The organism is Rhodopirellula baltica SH 1 (genome assembly GCF_000196115.1).
GTDB classification, from domain to species: Bacteria; Planctomycetota; Planctomycetia; order Pirellulales; family Pirellulaceae; genus Rhodopirellula; species Rhodopirellula baltica.
The window spans coordinates 976,231-997,921 of sequence record NC_005027.1 but is presented as its reverse complement, the minus strand read 5'-3'; the positions used below and the strand labels follow the sequence as shown (position 1 = coordinate 997,921).

Below are 21,691 nucleotides of genomic sequence, written 5' to 3'. Positions count from 1 at the left end.
GACTGGTACTCCTCGAATGACGCCTGCTTGCATCAAGCCGCTCTACCTGAAAACGATCAGTTGTCTGTTGCTGGGAATCGTTTTTAATTCCCCCATTCCGGTGAAAGCGCAACACGATTTCGACTCGGACATTGATGAACTCCTTTCCGAAGTCAATTCGCTTCTTCTGAACCGCGAATACGCGGAGCTGAACGAACTCATCGCCAAAACGCGAGAACAGAGCGCCTACTCCATCAATGGTACGCCGCTCCTCACCGCCATCTACGAGCATCTAGGATCGCCAATCCGAACCACACGCCAAACGGTTGTTTCGATCAATGATCGGAAACAAGTCCTGGATGCCTGGATTTCGTCCGAGCCATCTGTCGGTGCCTACGTTGCCATGGCTGACTGCATGTTCACGCTGGCCTTTGAACATCGCGGAGGCGGGTTTGCTTCCACCATCCCGCCTGCGAGGTTGGTCCCCATGCACGAAGCTCTGGAACAGGCGGAAGCAGCGCTGGACCAAGCCGAAGCGTACGCGGCTGACAGGGACATTGCTGATGCCGGGATTCCGCTCTACCGCATGCGAGTTGGATTGCTGACCGGTACCGATCGCGAAACGATGCAACAGTACCTTAATGAATCCGCCAAAATTGATCCTTGGCTTCAGCCTCCGATCCGTGCCATGTGCCAATACTTGCAACCGCGTTGGTACGGCGAAGAAGGAGACTTGCTTGCGTTCGCAGAGAACTGGTCAGATGAAATGGCATCGCAGACCGGTGACTATTCCTACGCCATGGTTGCTTGGGGGGCTTTCAATTCCAGAGACGTGACGCATTTCTCGGAAGACGGGTTTCAATGGCCACGAATGAAACGTGGCGTCCTTCAGTGGCTCGAACAGGTGCCTGATTCACCGATGCGTTTGGGAGGCATAGCACACTTCGCTCACCTCGCGGGCGATCGCGAAACAGCGCAAGCAATGATCGAACGACTGGAGGGGCGTTGGACCACCGGAACGTTTCCAGACTTTGCGAGCCATGAACGAACCGTGCGTTGGGCCTTCGACACCGACTCCATCGGGGATTCACTACTCGTTGCCGAGCTCGGTCCCAAAAGGACTACCCGGGTGAGTGTGCTGAATGAAGGAAAGCAATTCATCGCTTTCAATCGGCAACGCAAAGCGACGGAGATCATTGCCTACGACACCGAGACAGGTGATGAATCCTATCGCAGGTCCGTCTGGCCAGAACGGCTGACCTTCGTCTCGGATCAACCAGTCGGGGATCTAATCGACATCGGAATGCAAATTCGCGGTCGCACCACCGTCCTACGCGGTGATCCAGAAACAGCGGAGTTTGTCATCATTGGACAAAGCGATGGCTACATCCAAAGCCTGACAGCGACCGAGGATGGAAAGGTGGTTGCCATGTCGGACAGCGGTGGAAACATCAAGTTTTGGCTCATTGAAGACGCACCGATTCCGCACGAATGGAAAGACGCTCTTCCCAATGGAACATCCAGCGTAGCCCTCTCGCCAAACGGCGACCGGATCTTCGCAGGTTGCGACCAATCGCTTCGCATGTGGAGCACGGAATCACGCGAACTTGTCCATACATTCGAGACAATCACGCCAAGAAACCACAGCGTTGACTGGTCTTCCGATGGCAAGATTCTGGCTGCCGCCGGCGCTGGGAACAAGATCGAACTTTGGAATGCGGAGGACTTTTCAAAGCTCGGTGTAATCGAACTGTCAGCGGAATTCATCACGTCCATCGAAATCTCTCCGGATGGCAAACGATTGGTCGCCGGCACGTGGTCGTCCAGCGTTCCCACGAAACCCGGCCAGGTCATCCTGTGCGACATCAAGAGACAGCAAGTTCTCAAAACATTGCACGGACATCGCATGAACGTCCACGAAGTCACCTTCACTCCGGACGGTAGAAAAATTCTCTCCGCCAGCGATGACGGCAGCGTCCGAGTCTGGGACGCATTGCAAAACTGATCGCAACGTCTCCCCACGCTCCGTCCCGCTCGCCTTCGCTGCACCACGTATTCGCACCAATTGATCCAAGCCTTGAATGCACCTCATGTCAACCCGAATCCTCCTCTTCACGGCGTGTCTCGCTATCACCTGCGTCTTTTCCGTGCCTGGCCTCTCAATGCTTGGTATCTCCAGGTCCCGAGTCTTCGCGGCGGAACAGGAGCCCAAGCCTCAACTGCGTTTGCAATATCGGTCGCAGAATCAAGCACTGCTCTACGTTGCAGGCCAGGGGCAAGCGGAAGCAGACAAGGCAAAAGCAATCTGTGATGAGAGGAATCTTCCCTTTAGATCCATTCCGACTTTGGAGTCCTTGCCGCTCGATTGCTCGAGTGAGCACGCCATCATCATTGGCAGCAACGCGATCGATTTCTTGGGCTGGCACGAAGATAAAACAAGAACGGCCGAGGTATTTGAAACACTCGAACGCTTTGTTGCCCAAGGCGGACATCTCTTTTTCTTTGGGTCCTACAACGGACGCAATTCCGAACAACTACAAACGTTCGGCATTCAAACCACCCACTATCACAACGATTACTTCCAACAAGTTCCCGGCAGAACAGAGGTCCTATTCAAAGGATACGAAACCTCCATTCCATCGCCCCCGTTGGTGCACTCGTTCGGTAACGTGATCGTCGCCGAAGACCGTGAATTTGCTGTCATGTTGAAGCGTGGCAAATCGGGCGATCCAGACGATCGAAAAGCGGAACACGACCCCGACTCGCCCGCTTTGGTAACCATTGCATACAAGCGTGGACGTGTCTCTTACTCTCCGGTTGAACCACATTCCAGTGGTATGTGGCTCGTCCCCATCGTCGTGAACTGGATCGCTCAGGGAGCACCGACCAACGCGAATCAGATCCATGAAACTGTAGTCGTTCCCGAATCGATGTTGTTGGTTAGGAACTCACCGCGAGGCCCAACTCTTCTCCGCAATGACCTGCAGCAAGCACAAACTAGATTCCAAGAGTTGTTTGCCACGCAAGTTGCGAGTGCGAACGCACCGGATCAACATCAGTCGCTCGCTCAAAAGATCGTCGATGAAGCGACAGCCACCACTGATTTGGTCGAGCGTTATGTCTTTCTTCGAGTCGCCTGCCAGCAATTTGCGACGGGAGGACAATTTGCCAAAGCAGCCATGTTGCTATCGGAATTATCAAATGAATATCAGTTCGATCTTCACCACGCTCGATCGAAATTGCTGCAGGTCGCGGATGAATCGGCATCCGATGACAAGAACGGCACTGACAACCTTCAGGACATCGTGGAGATCACACTTGGCTGGGCCAACGAGTCTGCCAAGCGACATCAATACGTCAACGCAACGCAGTTGCTATCCCTGGCAAAGCCAGCTGTTCCAAACACAGCCCCTCAAAGTCTTTCGCGACTGCTCGTCAGTCGCCTGGATGAATTGCAACCGATTGCTGAGTCTGAGGCGTCCATCATGAGTGGATTGGAGTCTGCCTTGGACGCCCCCAACACACAGTTAGGAAAGTTCTTCGCGCTCACATGTGGGGACTGGCAGAGAGGGCTTCCTCTGATTGCTGAGGGCAACGATCCGTTATTTCAGTCTCTCGCGAAAAAAGACCTCGCTGCGTCAGACGACACAGAGGCCCATCTCGAGTTGGCGGACGATTGGCGAGCCGCATCTGAAACGCTGACCGGGACGGAAGCCACCGGCGCAAAGAAACGTGCTCGTCATTGGTATCTCGCAGCCCTCCCGAAAAGACCGGGATCCGAACGTGAGCAAATTCAGTCTCAGATCGGAAAACTCAACCTACCGCAAACATCGCTGACCTTTGAACTCGAGTTGGAAGGAGCGGCAAGAATGGAAATCACTGCCGAAGGAATCCGTTGGATCCATCACTACGGATTGATGCCTTCCAACGTCAAACTGAACGACGAGCCGTGGATCCCAGGTGATGTGCCCTACTTTCGAAACAGCGGCGTCACTCGCTTCATGCCGGTTGAAACCTCTCTACAAATGCCACAGCTGCAGAAGTTGAGAGGTCGAGGCTTGGTCGCGTTGGAACGAAACGAGGATGGGCAAGTCATCGTAAACTTGAACGACGTTTCCACCGGTTCCGATCAATATCGATTCACGATCGTGCTCACCCGTTGACCGAGACACTTCGCGTTGGTTCCGACTCAGGTTTCGGAAATAACAACCAAACGCAAGCCCCTCGAAGGATTCCCAAGTGGGACTGTGCCACATCGCAGGGGATTCGCCACGATTCATTGCATTTCAAATCGCATCGGCCGTTTTGGCGACAGCCATGGATCCATCCACGGCATCCGCTGCCAACGCGTAGTCAGCGATTCCAAATTTGCACCAGCAAGCCAGAAATTGGCGACAATACAAAAGCGATCAAAGTCTGAAGCCCGAATCCCATGTTTGCTACTACTGCAAAGCAACGCGTCACCAGGTGACGCGGCCTTGTCGGATTTGGGTTGGGAGCCAGATGGCTTATGCCGCCGTGGATTTGCCGCTCAGCATCGCGCCCGATAGTGTGGTGTAGGTCAACAACCAAGCCTCCTTCACGTCCTCGGTAAAGTCGTCACCGAGGCCTTGCCCGAGCGTCCAAATCAATGCTTCGCCGACCGTTGCATAGCTGGAATCAGGCACCTCGTATTCGACCGCGTGCTTCCGACCCAATGCTTGAACGGTCGGCAAAATCGTTTCGAGTCGATCGAGTGAAGTCACCGCCAGCGTGATCGTGCTCATCAGCTTCTTGCCTTGTTCGCTCATGTCGCCTTTGAACAAGGACCGGAGGCTCGGATCGAGCGTGAACAACCTTCCGTAAAACAGCTCCGCGGCCTGCTCTGAAATCGGCTTGACCTTTTCCCAACTTTCTTTGACGAGAGTGACTTGTTCTGGAGTCATGTCGAGTGTGCTCTTTGAATCAGTGATTTTGAAATGAATTGGGAACGAGATTCCCACGAGAATGATCTGGTTCGTTTCATCCAATCACGGCATGGGCGCCGTGCCGATGAATGACTGCTACTTCATGGGCACTCGAACAATGACGCCGCCCATGACATCGTCTTTGACAAACTCCGGATAGTCATCGCCTCGATTGGGGTGATCGTTGTGGCAACTCCAACATGCTTCCGCGACGGCTTTGTCGGCATAGGCGGCGACGAAGTACTTCTCACCACCCAGTTCTTCTTCGCCGTAGAAGTTTTCGGTTGGATTCTCAGCGATGAAGTCCAACGCGGTGATCTCGAGTTCGCTCTTTGGTTTGTTCTGTTCGTTGAGAGGCCATTTGCTTTTGAGTGCATAAGTGAATCCGGCCTCGGGATTGTCGAACACTAACTCCGACCCCATTCGAAACATTTGTGCCGGCAATGGAATCGTGTGCTCTTCGTCCTCCCAGTACTCACTGGGCGTCACCGGGGCATCTTGCTTTTTCAACCGCGTGACCACCTTTGATGCATAAACCGTGCGATCGGCCATCATCACCGCATGCACCGCATCGGCAAACTTCTTGTACGGGATGCCCGGTTCGGCTGGCTCCGATGGTGTTGCCGAAGCGTTTGCACCACTGCCGCATCCGGTGGAGGTCGCGATGAGCAGGCAAAGCAGACTGAAAAGGAAAGCGTTGGGTTTGAATCTGAAAAACATAAAAAGGTCCTAGGGTTGGGCGTGCCTTGGAATAGGCCGAAAGAAACGGCCGAGTAGAACGTCGCGGAAAATCAGGCGACAACGATCGCCATTTGACGGATCGATTGTTTGAGTCACTTCTTCTTCGAACGAGCCTCCTTCTTGCGTTGTCTTTCTTCGAATCTCGCTTTCACGAGGTCAATACTTTCAACATGTACAGATGGTGCGTCGGCGAAGCAGTTCTGAATCAGATGTTCATCCGCCAACGCATCAATCGAAAAGCCAACTCCATGACACTGCATGCATACATCACGGATCATCTTTTCATTGGGCCGAAGATTGTCGTTTTGATTGTGATTGGCCCAAACGTTTCCGTCGTCGTCTTCCAATCGCGGCATGTGACAAGTCGCGCACGAAACACCACTGCCCGCCGGTGCCGTCCCGGAAATCTCGTTCTGCCATGCGGCATAGTGGCTGGTCGTCAGAAACGCCTGACTATGTTCGTCGGCATGACACTTCAAGCAAGCATCGACGGATGCATACGCCGTGTCGAATCGATGTCCAGAATGACACGCGTTGCATTCAAGCTGACGGTGCGATGAATCGGCATGCATTGAGATCCGAGCATCACCCGGTGTCATCGGCGGCAGATCCGCCGCCAAACGCATTCCATGATGACCTTGAAAAAACGTTTCCATCTGTCCCGTATGGCAAGCGCCACACGTCTGCACGGACACTTCAAGGTTCCAAGCTTGGTCGCCTGTGGAAACAGCCTCCGTCTCTGCGCCGGGCGACTCCAGATGGCAACCGCTGCAATTCACACCGGCCGAGGCGTGAGCCGTGCTGGCCCAGTCATTCAGGAGTTCCAAGTCATCGAAAGCGGTGCCTGACCATTCGCCGGGTGCATCGGCATCCGCTACCGACAAAGATGTTTCAGATTCAATCGACATGGGCTCGCGAGTCAGCCCGACCATCTCGTCGAGAAAATCGTTTTCATCGACGTGCTTCAGTAGGAAGTTTTCGTAGAGTGCACGGTTGTCGTGATAGTTGTGACAACCGGCCGTCGCACAAGAGTCAAACTTAAAATCCGCGTGACTGGCGCGTGTCTCAAGCGTCTCTTGATGGCAGTGATAGCAGTAGTCCGACGGCATCGTCAGCCCCATCGGCAACGTCTGTTCGGCGACATGCTCTCGGTGGCAGGTAACACAATTGGTGGCATCCAAAACAGACAACAACTCAGCATTGGTCGGATCATTGAATTTGCTGGCCGGATGTGTGTCCTTGGCCAATCGCAATTCTTCCTCATGGCAACTGGTGCAAGCATCTTCGCGCAGTCCGTTGCCCTCGGTGTGACACAGGTCGCATCGCATTTCGATCTGATAGTGTCCGTGCGATGTCTTGCCGGGCAACGACATCGTCTTGGTCGATGCCCCGGGCGCGAATGCCGAGTACGCGATGCCTCCGATCACCAACACATTGACGAGGATCAAACTCAACCACAATTGTTTGGCCGTTGTCATGTCAGTACCAATACACGCTAAAGACGTGACCGGCCAACAACGCTGGCAGCGGTACAAACAACGCGATGTGGATCCAAGTCAACTTGGGTCGCCAAGCACGCATGAACATGGCGGAATCGCCTGACAGTTTTGATTCGAGCGATGAAGCAATGCCGGCCAAACCACCAACCAGGGCAAGCAGCATGAACGTGAGACTGAGAACAAAATTCAGATTGCTCCCCATTCGAACACCGGTGTGGACAATCAGTCCAAACAGCATCGCCGTTCCAATCGCTGCGTGAGCTGCCCGCCACCATCCATATTCACCAAAGCTGATTCGCTTGACTCGTTTTCGTAGCGAAAAAACAAGCGCAGCCAACATCAAAAACAACAGCGAGAACCCGGTGACTTGTTTGATAAAGCCATCACGCCAAAACAAGTCAATCTTCCGCCAAGAATCTTGGACACTGGTGGCGAACGGAAGCGGAGGCGTCAAAAACAGAGCCAACGCTAAGCATGCAGCCAGAACCGAGGTGACCAATACGACTTTGCTGCCTCGGACGTTGACTTGCTCGGGTCCTTCGCCAACCAATTCGCACAGCAAATTCGTGCAGGTTCCACAGGCCGTGCCGGCTCCAGTCGCAGCGGATAACTGCGCCGCAGTGCCGTGTCCATCGGCAATCGCCATCCCGAGTTGATGTCGCGTGATTCCCATGCAGGAACACACCGTCGCGTGTCCTGGCCACTGATGGATCTGAAGTCCGGTGCCACCGGCATAGGGCATCCCCGTCCGTTGGAAACGAACACGTTGGGTTGGCCACAACCGTTTGTGTTGAGCGACGGACATGCGAATCAGATTCACGTCGTCCCACTCGCCGACCGATGCTGCGCCAACAACACGGCCCTGTTCCAAAATCAATTTTCGATAGCCGTTTTTGCCGTCGTGGGTGACGACAACTCCCGACGTCGACTCGCCGATGGCCTTGCCGAGCGTGATGACCGGAACGCCGAGCAACTTCAGTTCGACGGCCTCTTCACTGTCAACGAACTCAGTTTGCTCGCCGGCCAAACGCGCGGCCAGAACATCAGCCATCCGATAACAAGGAGCCACCAAACCGTGGATGTGGCCATCAACAGCGGCGCATTCCCCAATTGCAAAAACATGAGGGTCGCTGGTTTCCAATCTCCGGTTCACCGCAATGCCACCTCGCGGACCGAGTTCCAAACCAGCGTCACGAGCCAGTTCGTCGCGAGGACGGATCCCCGCGGCGACCAAAACGATATCGACTTGGCTCGGTTCTGCGTTTTCAAACTGCAGCGTCAGTCTTCCGTCTCGCGGTTCGATCGCTTTCGTGCGTCGTGTGACGTGAACATCCACGCCCAAAGACTCAACCTTTTCTCGCAATACCTTCGCGGCTTGTGCATCCAACTGCCGTGGCATCAATCCGGGAGCAACCTCCAAAATGGTGGTCGCCAGTCCAAGATCCGTGATCACCTTCGCAGCTTCCAAACCCAGCAATCCACCACCGATGACAGCCGATGTCTTGGCACCGTGTTCGCGAACGTACCGCTGAATCGCTTCCAAATCATCAATCGTGCGATAGACGAACACTCCGGGACTGTCGGAACCCGAAATGGGTGGCACCCACGGATAAGATCCAGTCGCCAGCACAAGGTGGTCGTACGATTGGACGCCTCCCTGATCATCGTGAATCTGTTGGCGCTGGAGATCGATTCGCGTGATGCGACGTCCCGTGTGCAGATCGATGTCGTTGGCTTCGTACCATTCTCTGGGCGAGAGCAACAAATCCGATTCGGGACGCCCCGACAACAAGGATGAAAGGTTCACCCGATCGTACGCGGGACGTGGTTCTTCGCCGTAGACCGAGATCGCGAATCGCGAACGCTGGGTGCTGCCGATGACTCGTTTGCAAAAACCGTGTGCGGCCATCCCGCCCCCGACAATCACCAACCGCTTCGCCGATGGAACATCGACGACGGAAGGAGCGGCGAGTTGAGGAGCACCTTGCATAGACAGACAAGCGGCGTGCGAACGTGAAACAGGCAGTTCACGCAGCACTCGGTCGAACGAGCGATCGGAACAGGACTGGTCGGCGAGTCAAAGCACACACCATTCCAATGTCCGCCCGAATGCGTGCCAGAACGCTCGGAATGGCCCCATCGCCGCTCTAAGGGTGCGCATCCCTCGAAAGATGCACACTTTGGGCATCTTTCGGGGCGATGGATGATGGCGCATCTTTCGCGTATGACGGCGGAGCGGATTCTGCCGTTGAAAAGAGAGGCAGATGCATGCCTAGCAAGCAAGCATCCGTGCCCGGCGTTTAAGCGACCTTCCAGCCGAGCATCCAACGAGGCAAGTGAAAGTCACAGCCGACGCTGATCGTTTCGAGCACGATCACCTGTTCAGTCAATTTTCTCGAGCTGGCAATCTTCGAGTTTCACACTGACGCCTTGTTCCATGAATCGAACAAACACGAGCAAGCGAGTTTCGTTTTCACGGCGGATGACCGTGCCTTCGTAACCCGCGAAGGTCCCGTTCTTCACTCGAACATGCTCGCCAGGCTGCAGTTGACTTTCGATCGTCAAGGGCACGCCCATCACGATCAAACTACGAATTTGCTGCAGGTCCTCGATCAAATCGGGAACCTGCACAATCTCCGACGCCTTCAAAACCGAGCCCGTGCAGATCGCTTCGTAACGTGCTTGATCGTCGCCTCGAAGAAAGACGTAGGTCGAGAACAACGGCACGAACGATTCTCGCATCCTTCCGGCCGGCGATCGAAAACGCTGCTTGACCATCGGTGCGTAATGCGGCACACCGGCGTCGCGCAGTTTACGAATCACCGCCTTCTCTTGCCGAGATTTGGTGTACAGCAACCACCACGGCGAATCGAGGGATTCTTCCTGGTCGATCAGATCGTCCGGGTAGCAGTCGGGTTCAAAAGGCAGAATGGGCATCGAAGAGACAGCGTCCGTGGAGTCAGAGATGAACCGTTGTGAGTGCGTCGAGAGTGATCAATCAAAAGCAATGCTGCTTACAAAACCAAGCGAACTGCACCCTATCAGTTGGGCTCGTCGCGGCAGGCAAGGATCGCCGCAATGACTTTCTCGGAGGGAACATCACCAACCATGGCAACGTGTCCGATTCGGTCGGGCAACACAAACCTCAGCTTCCCGTGTGAAACTTTTTTGTCGTGCGACATGACAGGAAGCATCTTTTCGGGATCCGCATCCTTCCATGCCAGCGGCAATTTCGCGGCGGACAGCACCGCGGTTTGTTCTTCTAGCAAAGATCGGTCGCACAGTTCCATGTCGATGGCCAAATGAGCCGCCATCTGCATTCCGATCGACACCGCCTCACCGTGCAGACAAACTCCATATCCTGCGGTCGCTTCGATTGCGTGAGCGAACGTGTGACCATAATTCAGGATCGCTCGACGCCCTGATGTTTCACGCTCATCCTCGGCGACAACACGAGCTTTCGATTCACAACTTTTTCGAATCGCGTACCGAAGAGTTTCAGGATCCTTCTCAATCAACCTGGCGGCTTTGTCTTGCAACCAGCAGAAGAACTCGGCGTCTTCGATCACGCCGTACTTGATCACTTCCGCCATGCCGCTGATAAAATCGCGATCGGGCAACGTCGAAAGCGACTGCGTGTCGATCCAAACCATCTGAGGCTGCCAGAAACTGCCAACCATGTTCTTGCCGCCGGGCAGGTTGATTCCCGTCTTGCCACCGACGCTGCTGTCAACCATCGAAAGTAAAGTGGTGGGAACCTGCACGAACCTCAATCCACGTGTGAAGGATGCCGCGGCGAACCCGGCCAAGTCACCCACGACTCCGCCACCGACCGCGACGACGACGCTGCGACGATCTGTCCCCGATTCCAACATCACGTTCCAAATCGACTCGAGTTTTGAAACCGATTTGCTCGTTTCCCCCGAAGGAATCGAGATGCTGGTGATGCGAATGCCGGCCTGCTCGAGTTGTTTTTCCACTCGGCTAGCGATCGTATTTGACACCGCGGCATCGTGTATTAGCACGACGTGAGTGCAGTCGCCAACGGCAGCTTGAAAGTGTTTCGCGAAATGAGGTTGCTCGGCGGATTCGGTCAATCCAGTGGAGATCCAAATCGGATAGCTGCGATCACCAAGTGAGACTTCGATTGATTCAATCGGTTCGGTCATGAGGTCGATGGGTTGGGGCAAAGTTGGTTGCACGGTTAGGATAGTGTAGCCGTTGGCCTGTTTTTGCGGCATGCCTCGGTGGCCCACCCGGCCGCGGTCCAGCGAAACCCAATCGAGTCCGGCGTTTCGATCTAACCACCGCACTTTTGCCACTTCCAAACAGTGTTTCTTTGATGAACGAAAACGAATCGCCCGCCGTCGACCCTCATGCGGACAAGTACAACGATCCGCGAGTCGTCGTCACGCGATACCAAGTGTTGGCATTGGTGGCGATCGTTGTGATTGGCGCGATCGCCGCTGTCGTCAGCATCGCGGCTCGCCGGACCAAACTGGAAAAGACAACCGAATTTTGGGGACCGGACGTCATCACTGCGATCCAGTTGGGTGATCATGTGGAGTTGATTCCCGGTCCCGGTGCAAATTTCAAGCAAGTCGAATTGACCGCGTTTCCTGGACTGGGACACCTTCGCAAAGCGTTGTTGGAACAAAGCCACTACCAATGGACGACGGTCGAGAAAGATTCAGTCGAAGCGTTGGCAGCAGAGGTTCCTGCAATGCAAAACCAAGACAGTGAACCAGAACAGTCGCCCATGGTCGTCCGTTTGGAATTCTCTGACCCGCACTATCAACGTGTTCGACCGGCTTTGATCGACATGGAATTGACGAGCGGTACGGTTGGCCCCGCCGATGGATCGCAGCGAGTGAAGGTGACCGACCGGGTCCGTCCGGCACTCCGACATCAACTGCAATTGCTGATGAAAGTCAGCGAGTTGCGATATGGCCAGCGAACCGAGGCCGCAGACGCGGAAAGAGAAGAGAACGAAGAAAAACAATTGGACGAATGATCGCTCGGCGTCCACGGCATTCGCGATGAGATGGCGTTCCCGCTAATTGGAAGTCCCGCTACATAAAATTCCAGGGCGAGCAACTGAGCGAGCGTCTATTGTTCGATTCTGTCAGCGGTCGCTGTTTTCAGCGCAACCCCCACCACAGTATTCCGGCGACTGAAATGACGTGGATGACCGCCGCGATGACAAACTGGATCCGGTACGAAAGCTTCGACGTTTTGTGTCTTAGCTTCTGGCCAGCGAGGTAGCCTCCGGGCCAACCGCCCAGCACGCTGGCCAGCAACAGCGTCTTCTCCGGGATCCGCCGAGCTTTTTCCCGAGCCGCCCGTTTGTCCTTCCAATACAAAACCGCGGTCAACACACTGGCAAAAAACGTCTCAGCGGCGATGATGAGTGCGAGCGTCACGGACCGTTTCTCCGAAGGCGTGTTCCATTCCCGTTGCATCTTGCCGCGGGTTCGTTCTTAAGATTGTTCTTCGCATGTCATCACGTTCGCGCAAAGCCCGCTCGAAAGCCAAGTCCCAAAGAGAAGGCAAAACCGCGTTCAAAAACTCCGATGCCGGCTCCTTTGGCGATGGAATTCTGTCCGGCGGCAAGAAAAACGGTGCCGGCCCGTCCAAAGTTGGCTTGGAAAATCTAAACGTCCCCTATCCCGCCGGTTTGCCAACCGACCGCCCGCTCGATCCCGAAGACTACTTCGAACAACTCGCCATTTGGCTGGATCTAGAAGCCGAAGCCGAACGAGCCCGCTTGGCCAAACTGCGTCAAATCCGGTCGCAGCGTGATGTCGAAAGCACCGGACAAGCCATCGTGGGACTCGACATGGTCGACTACCACACCGGATTGGCGGGACGCTATCTGCTCGACTTGGCCAAACCCGGCGGCAAAGACCTGCCGATGAACCGTTTGAAAGTCGGATCACCGGTCGTGCTATCGATGGACGACGATCCGTCGGACGAGGGCATCGCGGGAGTCGTCAGCCGTCGAAAGAATCACTCAATTCAAATCGCGACCGATTCCTTTCCAATCCGAGATCAAGACGATCTGAAGAAGAAGGGCGTGGGCAAACACGGGAAGTCCGGCCAACGTCCCGCCGTCGTCTCCGACCGGTTCCGATTGGACATGTCGCCGGACGAAACGACTCGACTTCGGCAACTCGCCGCGATGGCCAAGGCCCAAGAAATTCGCGGCCGCTCGGGAAAACTGCGTGATGTGTTGCTCGGAATCAAAACACCACGCGTCGATGGTAATCCGATCGATACACACGACATCGATCCAGAGAGCTTTCAGTTCGAACTCAATGACATCGACTTTCGGACCGAGCTCAATCCGCCACAGCGTGATGCAGTCGCATTCGCAATGATGGCTGATGACGTCGCGATCATTCATGGTCCTCCGGGCACCGGCAAAACGACCACCATTGCCGAAATCATCGCTCAGTCGGTCGAACGTGGTGAACGAGTCCTCGCGTGTGCGGCTAGCAACACGGCGGTCGACAATTTACTGGAACGTCTCGTTCGTTTGATGCCCAACGTGGTTCGTGTCGGTCACCCAGCTCGCGTCTTTGAGTCGTTGCAAGAGCACACGCTCGATGCATTGGTGGAATCGGACCCGACCAGCACCGTCATCAAAGACCTCCGTCGCGAGCTCGATCAAATCCTGCGAGAAGCCAACCGGCCGATCCGCGAGGGCGGCGGTCGAGAACGAAAACAACGCGCCGAGCTGTTCAATGAAGCCGGGCGTCTTCGCGGCATGATTCGGTCTCAAGAACGCAGCATCGTTCGTGCGGTGATCGACCGAGCCGATGTGATCTGCACCACAACAACCATCGACGAAGAACTGCTCAGCGATCAATCGTTCGACTTGGTCGTCGTTGACGAATCATGTCAGTGCACCGAACCGGGCATGTGGCAAGCGATCCTCCGAGCTGATCGGTTGATCTTGGCCGGCGACCATTGTCAATTGCCACCAACCGTCCTGTCCGATGATGCCGCTCGAATTGGCATGCGAGATTCATTGATGCAGCGTTTGGTACATCGATACGGTGAAAAAATCTATCGCCGACTGACGGTTCAGTACCGCATGAACGAATCGATCATGCGGTTCAGCAGCGATCACTTCTACGACGGAACCTTGATCGCTGACGCGTCCGTGAAACGTCATTTGTTGTGCGACCTACCCAACGTCGAAGAGAACGATTTCACCAGCGAACCGTTGCTTCTGATCGACACCGCCGGTGCCGGATACGAAGAAGAATTGGAACCTGACGGGCAAAGCAAACTGAATCACGGCGAAGCCAAAGTCATCCTGCAACTCGTTAAACAACTCGCCGACCTCGGTGTCACCGGCGATCAAATCGCGGTGATCGCTCCCTACGCTGCCCAAGTGCGCAACCTCCGCATGCGATTGGACCTCGACGGGATCGAAATCGATACGGTCGATGGATTCCAAGGACGCGAAAAAGAAGTTGTGCTGATCACCATGACTCGCAGCAACCCAGACGGCGAAATCGGGTTCCTGTCCGACCAACGCCGCAGCAACGTGGCACTCACACGAGCCAAACGAAAACTGATTGTGGTTGGCGACAGTGCTACACTCTGCAACCACGAATTCTATTCCGAACTGTTTGGCTACTTCGAAGACGCCGGAGCGTACCACAGCGTGTTCACTCTCGACGGCCACTGAACCGCCGCATCGTTCACATGTTCATCACGCAGCGAATTTAATCAGCCGCCTATCGTTAGTTCCCGGTTCACCAGCACTTTACCGAACGAATCGTGTCCCAGTTCTTAGCAGAGCGGCGCAAGCCGCCCGGTGCGTCAACAAAGCTATTCCGCCGATGCACTCAACACGATGGCGGGTGAATCCGTATGACCAGCGAAGATCGCGTTTTTCTCTTTGATGAATTGAAGGTTATGAAAAGCAGGTTTCCCAAGGCCAACGTTCCCGAACTGTCTTTCAGTTTTCAAATCCCAAAACCGGATCGTCGAGTCAACCATCGATGTCACAACCGTCTGGTCGTCATCCAAAAACAAATGGTCGATCGCGTTGTGACGGTGCCCTTTTAAAGTTGCGATGGGCTCGAGCTCTGGATAGGACCGAATTCGGATGACGCGGTTGTGATGTGACGTCAACAATTGCTTCCCCTTGGAATCAAAGCAAATTCCCGCGTACGCTTCGGACTCATCCACACGTTCCAACAACGACAACTTCTGATCGGCGAAACGGTAGAGATGGCTTGCCCCCATGACGATCAAGGTATCTTCATTGGGAACGCGACAAAGCTCCAATAAATTCCCGTCCTCCGTATCGAACTCGTCCACAAAGGATAAGTCGTCGGCGAGATGCAGGAGCATTCGATCGTTGAAAAGCGTGACGAGCAAATCGTCGAAGAAGAGTAAACCTCGGCAGGTTTTCTCTGCTTCAGGCGGGGCAATCGTCGTCTCAACTTCGCCCGTGATCGAATCCGCAATCACAACCCCGTTCGAACTGCCAATTGCCATCCGCCGCCCGTCAGGAGCGAGAGCGATCGCGAGTCCAGCTTCGCAAGGGTAGTTTCCGATGCGTCGCATGTCGTCGACGCCGGACTGATGACTGTAGTGCCCGACAATGCCGCCACGGAATCGAACATACACATTGGAATCGCCTTGACTTGGTGTGTAAGTATTGTGCAGCCGATACTGTTCGCTCGCGAAAAGATCGCTGCCTGGCGTCTTCCAAATGAGGTCCGATGCGTCCCACAAACGCACTGTCCCATCCAAACTCGATGTGATGATTCGCGGGACACCCTGATCGCTCGCCACGAACTTGATGCTCGAGATCCCCTTCTCGCTCGCCTGAATCACATGGGTATGAATGAGTCTCTTCCCATTAGTTCTTTGGTAGAGATCCCACAGGAGGATCATTCCTTCATCCACTCCTGCGCAGACATAACGACCGTCATCCGTGATATCGACGCAGCGGATCCGGCCTGGAATATCTTCGAAATACGCAACCAACTCACGTTCTTTGCCGTCAACCACCTGAACCATGTCGGAATTGCAGGTGACCAAACGCAGCTCACCGCTTTCGCGTAACGGTCGTGAAAAGGCAAACGAAGAGGGCGCTACGATGGTTGGCAACGAATAGGTCTTCTCCGTATCTTTGTCCCAAACAAACACTCGCGCTTCAGTGTCCTCTGGGTTTTCGAGCAAAGCGACGTTCCAGTGGTCCCCGATAAATTCCAGGCATTCATTTCGAGTGTCACTTTCGTAGCGTTCAACCAATTCACCCTCGATGTTGTGAATCTGCACGCTGCGATATCGTTCTGCAGAGGCAACGTATTGGCCATCTAGCGAATACGCCACGGACTCAATCGTGTTCTGGTGCCCAACCATCGACTCCACCACCTCACCAGTTTGCACGTCGCCCACCACGACCAAGTTGTAACCAAGGCTGCCGTTGAGCCCCGTGACAAAACGCTGATTGTCAGGACTGAGCGCGACGGCATTGAGTTGATTGCCGACTTGATGACGATGCAGGACCTTTTGCTTTTCGAGGTCAATCACATGTAGCTGCCCTTCTTCGCCGACGGAAAGAACCAGCTTCCCATCGTTGGAAACGGCCACCTCATTCGCTTTGCCATCATGCGTCGTGAGCAAAGCAGATGGCTGTTCTTTTGTCAGTCGATCGAGCAATTGCCAAGCGAAATGCGGCTTCGCGTGCGCCATCGACTCATCGCGGGAGGAGTCCTTCTTCGGGGCATACTTCTGAAGTAACTTTCTGGCCTCGACAAAATTGTGCGACGCATAAGCTTGATAGGCCAACGTCATGTCCGCCACGTACAAGTATTGCCGCAGTTCTTCTTCACTGGTGGCAAGTTCGACGTTGGTTCGCGAAAGTTCTTCGTTGGTGGCGTCGAGAGCTGTGTTGATGCTCATCAAACGACCGGAATAGATCGAGATTGTGGCAATCACCGCGATGATTGTGGTCACCATTCCGATCAAAGACGCCAGCGCTACCATCGGATTGCGTTCGCTCCAACGAAACAATCGCTCACTCCACCCGGGCAGCTTCGCCGACACCGTTTGGTGGTTGGCAAACCGACGCAAATCGCTAGCGAGTTCAGACGCCGTCGCGTAACGACGTTCTGGTGAAACCGCCATCGCCTTCCCAATGATCGCCTGCAACGGTTTCGGCAAATCAGTCCTGCACTTGCCCGCAGGAGTATGACTGCCCAGAGCGACCTGATTGAGGATCTGCTCCCGCGTACCGCTGAACGCTCGTTGAAGTGTCGCCCATTCGTAGAGTGTCACACCCAAACTGTAGATATCGGCTTGTGCGGTGACGTTGGATGATACACCCGACGTCTGCTCAGGACTCATGTAGGCGGGCGTGCCGAGAATGTCGCCGGTGACCGTCAACGCAGTCTTTTCGTCATCCGTGAATGCCAATCCGAAATCCGTCAGCCAGATTCTGTCATCGCTACTGAACAACAAGTTGGACGGCTTCACGTCTCTGTGAATCACGCCATTGTTGTGGGCTTCTTGCAAAGCATCGGCGATATCAGCGATGGAGTTAGCAATGAACTCGAACGAATCAGATTCGAGACCGGCAATGTCGTCGCCTGCTGGACGATCAGTCGTTCCGTTCAGCATGCCAGAAGAGAACGAAGCCGTGTCGTTAATGTTCTCGCCACTCAAATGAGAGATCCGGTCTGCCAGCGTCACACCGTCGATGTACCGCATGACCAAGTATTGCGTACCGTCTTCGATCCCTGAATCGAGCAACGGCACGATGTGATCGTGTTCCAATTCTTGGACGACAACCGATTCGCGTTCGAAACGTCGGCGCAAACGAAGTCGACTCGACGCTTGTTGGCGGAGCAACTTCAACGCGACTTGATTGCCCGATTCCACATCTTCGGCCAAATAAACCTCGCCCATCCCTCCGGTTCCCAGCGTGCTGAGCAGGCGGTACTTGCCAAAGTGTCGTTGACCGTCTTGGTCATCGACTCCCGTCGTGACAGCTTCCGTTGGATCATCAGGTGGAAAGTTCACGTCGTGCTGAACCATCAGTGCGAAACAAAGTGTGAGCGGAAGAAGGGCGTTTGGTCGATCCAAAATTCAACGATGGACAAACCGTTGTGAGCAGAGAAAAACTTAGGTTGATCTCAACGGCTTCGGCGAACCCGTTGGATCAATCCAATCCTATCGCCCGCCGTTGTTCGGCCAGTCTAGCCCGAGACTGTTTGGTAAGTAACAGTTCCGCAGGTGATTGTTTCGAGGTGACCATCAAGAGATCGGTGTCACCCAAAAGGTGCAGATCGTTTCCCAAGTGCTGCCCAGTCGGAAGCATTCCCATTTCGCGTTCGCTCGACAAATCCCAGAACCGAATCAATCCCTCTTCACCGGTTGTGGCGAGCGTTCGTCCGCGGTCTAGAAAGACGCTGTCAGCGATCGGTTTGGAATACCCTCGCAGCACCGAGACCGTCTCGTTCTGAGGATAACTGCGAACCTCCACCAATCGATTATCAAAGACCACCGCAACCCGGCTGGCGAGGGCATCAAAATCAACTCGCACGTATCGCACCGCTGTCGTGGATGCTTTTTCGAAAACGGAGACAATCGAATCCTCGTAGGTGCAAAGCATGTTGGATGCTTGGATCATCAACGCGTCGCTGTTCGGAATATTCAGCAACAGACTGTTGTTGTCGCTCGGAAGATCGTGGGTTTCAATCAGCGAATAGTCCAACGTGTCGTAAACCAACAACTGTTTGGTCAACAAGACACATAGTTTTCCCTCGACGAACTTCACATCGCTGATCGGTTCATTTTCGTACGGTGGAGTGATCCGAGCAAGCAACTCAGACGACGCCACGTCGCGGACTTCGACTTCCTCGATATTTGCGATGGCGATTTTTGACGCATCCGAATCGCAGCCAAACTGAAATCCCCATTCTTTCAATTCGCACTTGATCGGCAGCATTCGGTTCAAATCGCGTCTGGGGTCGTAATGCCAAACACTATTGTCCTCCAACTTCAGGAAGACATCGAATGGTCGCTCGTGATGAGAATACAAATTGATGACTTGAGCCGTCACAAACGTGCGTCCCATAGGGTTTGGACGAACCGGCAACTTGTCGGTCAAATCCCAAATCCGAACCTGGCCATCCTCTGCGGTTGTCACGATCCGTACCGATTCGTCGCTCGTGGGGACCACCTGAATGCTGGTGACTTGACCTTCCGCCGCTTGAAAGATCATCGGCGGCGGCAAATTGCCAAACTCAGTTCGGTTGGTCAGCGTCCACGCGTAGACCACCCCATCATCGGTTCCGGCATAGACGTCTTCACCATCAGCAGAAATGGCGACACAGCGAATTGGCGCATCGAACGCAATGGCTTGTGCGAAATGTCTTTCGTTGGTGGAATCTGCGACCTTGATATACTTTTCGCCAAAAGCCACCGTGCGATAGGGATTACCGGCTGGCTGCACGATGGAAAAATGAGTGGTTTCACCTTCAACCGGAACGCGAGTTTCCTGATCGGTATCGAGGTCGACGGCATGCAGCAAACGCTGCTTGCCAACCTCTTTCACGTAGGCGAGCGTATGTCCTTCGCCCGCGAAATGCAGTGATTCATTGCGTGAGCCGCCGTAAACCGTTTTTACCGCCGTCCCATCGAAACGATGAACCTGAACATCGCGATAGCGGCCCGCCGTCGCGAAAAGTGTTCCATCGGATGAGAACGCGGCGGACTCGATGTTGTGCCAATGCCCGAGCAATCCAAGCGTCTCGGTTCCTGTTGCGATCTCACGAAGCGTGATCGAGTTGAATCCGACGTCGCCGTTCAGACCAGTCAGAAAATGTTTGTTGTCAGAACTGATCGCGATCGCGTCGAGACGTCCGGACAGCTTGTAGCGATGGGTGAGTTTTTCCGATTGCAAATCGACCACATGGACCTCGCCGTCTTTGCTGACCGAAATCGCAATTTGCCCATTCCGCGAAAGGGCGACCTCAGTCGCCGGCGAGTTGTGCTGGGTCAGAAGTTTCGATGGCGGAGGAGTGATTAGGTAATCGAGGATTTCAAAAGCCAATCGGTTTGAACCGCGTTCCTCAGGTTTCGGGCGATGCTTGTCAAGCAGTTCCTTGGTGGCCTTCAGGTTGTGTCCGTTGTAAGCCTGGAATGCCAACGACATGTCCGACACATACAGTTGTTCTCGCAACTGTGCTTCGCGAGATTCGAGTTCCAGGTTGGTCTCGATCAGCTCATCGTTGCTCTCCGCGAGTTTTTCGTTCACTCGCGTGAGTTGCTCCGAATGCATGGCCTGCATCCCCAACACGGTCATGACAAGAGAGATCACACCGATCAAGGTTGCCAAGGTGACCAATGGGTTGCGACGGCTCCACCGCACCAAACGTTCGGGCCAGCCCGGCATTTTTGCATGAACCGACTTGCCCTCGGCAAACCTGCGGAGATCCTGTGCGAACTCCGCCGCGGTGGAGTAACGGGCGTCGGGCGAACGCGACATTGCTTTGCAAATGACAGCTTCGAGTGGCCGCGGCAGATCGCTGCGAACGTTTCTTGGCGTCGCAAGGCTTCCGTTGGCAACGTTGGCCAAGATTTGATCACGATTGCCTTGAAAGGGGCGTTGCAGCGTCGCCCATTCGTACAACGTCGCTCCAAGACTGTAGATATCGGACCGACGGGTGATATCAGTTTGCGATCCGATCGTCTGCTCAGGACTCATGTAAGCCGGCGTGCCGAGAATATCACCGGTCAGCGTGAGCGCCGTGTTTTGATCCTCGATCAGTGCCAACCCAAAATCAGTCAACCAAATCTTGCCATCTCGGTCAAAAATCAAGTTCGATGGTTTGATATCTCGGTGAATCACTCGTTCGTCATGAGCAACCTGCAAGGCATCAGCGATGTCGGCGATTGATCGAGCGATCAGCTCAAAAGAATCTGCCGCTATCGCAACGTCATCTTCTTTAGCATCATGCGATCCGCCACCGTGTCCGGCGTCGACCGAGAACTCACCGGAATCATGGTCGCCATTGGCTTTCAAAATGCGATCGGCGAGCGTCGGCCCATCGATGTAGCGCATGACCAAGTACTGCGTGCCTTCCTCGACACCGGATTCCATCAGCGGAACGATGTGATCGTGCCGAAGTTCTTGAATCAGGTTGGCTTCGCGTTCGAAACGTCGCCGCATCCGGGACTGTTTCGAAACCCGATGTTGCAACAACTTCAGGGCGACCTGCTGGCCCGTCGCAGCATCCTCCGCCAAATAAACCTCGCCCATGCCACCGGTGCCGAGCGTCCGAACGACCCGATAGCGACCAAAGTGTTGGGACGACGAGTCTGCCTGATCGTCCTCGACGCGGACGGCTTCCGTGGGGGCATCGTTTCGGGAACTCACGTCGTGCTGAACTCAATGAATCAAAGGCTTGGGAGTGCTTGATAACCAATGGTTCATTGCACAAACATTGAACACCGGGCGGACAACACGGCCGGGATTGTCGATGCCGA

13 protein-coding genes are annotated in these 21,691 nt (G+C 54.6%); 4 read left to right on the top strand and 9 right to left on the bottom strand.

Annotated elements, in window-relative coordinates; genetic code table 11:
• Positions 1–16 precede the first annotated feature (16 nt).
• Positions 17–1,984: a WD40 repeat domain-containing protein gene (locus tag RB_RS03750; protein WP_164921465.1), complete on the top strand. Its 1,968-nt coding sequence runs from the start codon at positions 17–19 to the stop codon at positions 1,982–1,984.
• 85 nt (positions 1,985–2,069) lie between these two features.
• A complete protein-coding gene (locus RB_RS03745) occupies positions 2,070–4,142 on the top strand; it encodes a hypothetical protein (protein ID WP_164921464.1) in 2,073 nt (690 codons plus the stop codon).
• 345 nt (positions 4,143–4,487) lie between these two features.
• On the opposite strand, the gene RB_RS03740 is transcribed toward RB_RS03745, so the two are convergent.
• The 6 genes from RB_RS03740 to aroB form a co-directional block, all read right to left on the bottom strand.
• On the bottom strand, positions 4,488–4,988 hold the full coding sequence (locus tag RB_RS03740) for a globin family protein (protein ID WP_011118578.1): 501 nt from the start codon (positions 4,986–4,988) through the stop codon (positions 4,488–4,490).
• 33 nt (positions 4,989–5,021) lie between these two features.
• Complete coding sequence (locus RB_RS03735) at positions 5,022–5,645, bottom strand: Tll0287-like domain-containing protein (protein ID WP_011118577.1); 624 nt, start codon at positions 5,643–5,645, stop codon at positions 5,022–5,024.
• A 113-nt stretch (positions 5,646–5,758) separates the two neighbouring features.
• Complete coding sequence (locus RB_RS03730) at positions 5,759–7,144, bottom strand: cytochrome c3 family protein (RefSeq protein WP_164921463.1); 1,386 nt, start codon at positions 7,142–7,144, stop codon at positions 5,759–5,761.
• Between the two features lies 1 nt (position 7,145).
• Positions 7,146–9,155, bottom strand: coding sequence for an FAD-dependent oxidoreductase (locus RB_RS03725; protein WP_164921462.1), 2,010 nt, complete (start codon positions 9,153–9,155; stop codon positions 7,146–7,148).
• A gap of 392 nt (positions 9,156–9,547) precedes the next feature.
• Positions 9,548–10,102: a transcription termination/antitermination protein NusG gene (gene nusG, locus RB_RS03720; RefSeq protein ID WP_007327462.1), complete on the bottom strand. Its 555-nt coding sequence runs from the start codon at positions 10,100–10,102 to the stop codon at positions 9,548–9,550.
• A gap of 104 nt (positions 10,103–10,206) precedes the next feature.
• Positions 10,207–11,367 (bottom strand): 3-dehydroquinate synthase, encoded by a 1,161-nt coding sequence (aroB, locus tag RB_RS03715; protein ID WP_164922692.1) that lies wholly within the window; start codon positions 11,365–11,367, stop codon positions 10,207–10,209.
• Between the two features lie 140 nt (positions 11,368–11,507).
• On the opposite strand from aroB, the gene RB_RS03710 reads away from it, so the two are divergent.
• Positions 11,508–12,179, top strand: a complete 672-nt coding sequence (locus RB_RS03710) for a hypothetical protein (RefSeq protein ID WP_164921461.1) — start codon at positions 11,508–11,510, stop codon at positions 12,177–12,179.
• A 127-nt stretch (positions 12,180–12,306) separates the two neighbouring features.
• Here RB_RS03710 and RB_RS03705 read toward each other — a convergent pair whose 3' ends face one another.
• Complete coding sequence (locus tag RB_RS03705; protein WP_231846184.1) at positions 12,307–12,588, bottom strand: DUF1294 domain-containing protein; 282 nt, start codon at positions 12,586–12,588, stop codon at positions 12,307–12,309.
• Positions 12,589–12,662: 74 nt separating this feature from the next.
• Between RB_RS03705 and RB_RS03700 the strand changes: the two genes are divergently transcribed.
• The gene (locus tag RB_RS03700; protein ID WP_164921460.1) at positions 12,663–14,867 is read left to right on the top strand and encodes an AAA domain-containing protein; all 2,205 of its coding nucleotides are present in this window, start codon (positions 12,663–12,665) and stop codon (positions 14,865–14,867) included.
• 143 nt (positions 14,868–15,010) lie between these two features.
• Here the strand turns inward: RB_RS03700 and RB_RS03695 are convergent, their stop codons facing one another.
• On the bottom strand, positions 15,011–18,235 hold the full coding sequence (locus tag RB_RS03695; RefSeq protein ID WP_164921459.1) for a protein kinase domain-containing protein: 3,225 nt from the start codon (positions 18,233–18,235) through the stop codon (positions 15,011–15,013).
• Between the two features lie 124 nt (positions 18,236–18,359).
• On the bottom strand, positions 18,360–21,581 hold the full coding sequence (locus RB_RS03690) for a serine/threonine-protein kinase (RefSeq protein ID WP_011118569.1): 3,222 nt from the start codon (positions 21,579–21,581) through the stop codon (positions 18,360–18,362).
• Between the last annotated feature and the right edge of the window lie 110 nt (positions 21,582–21,691).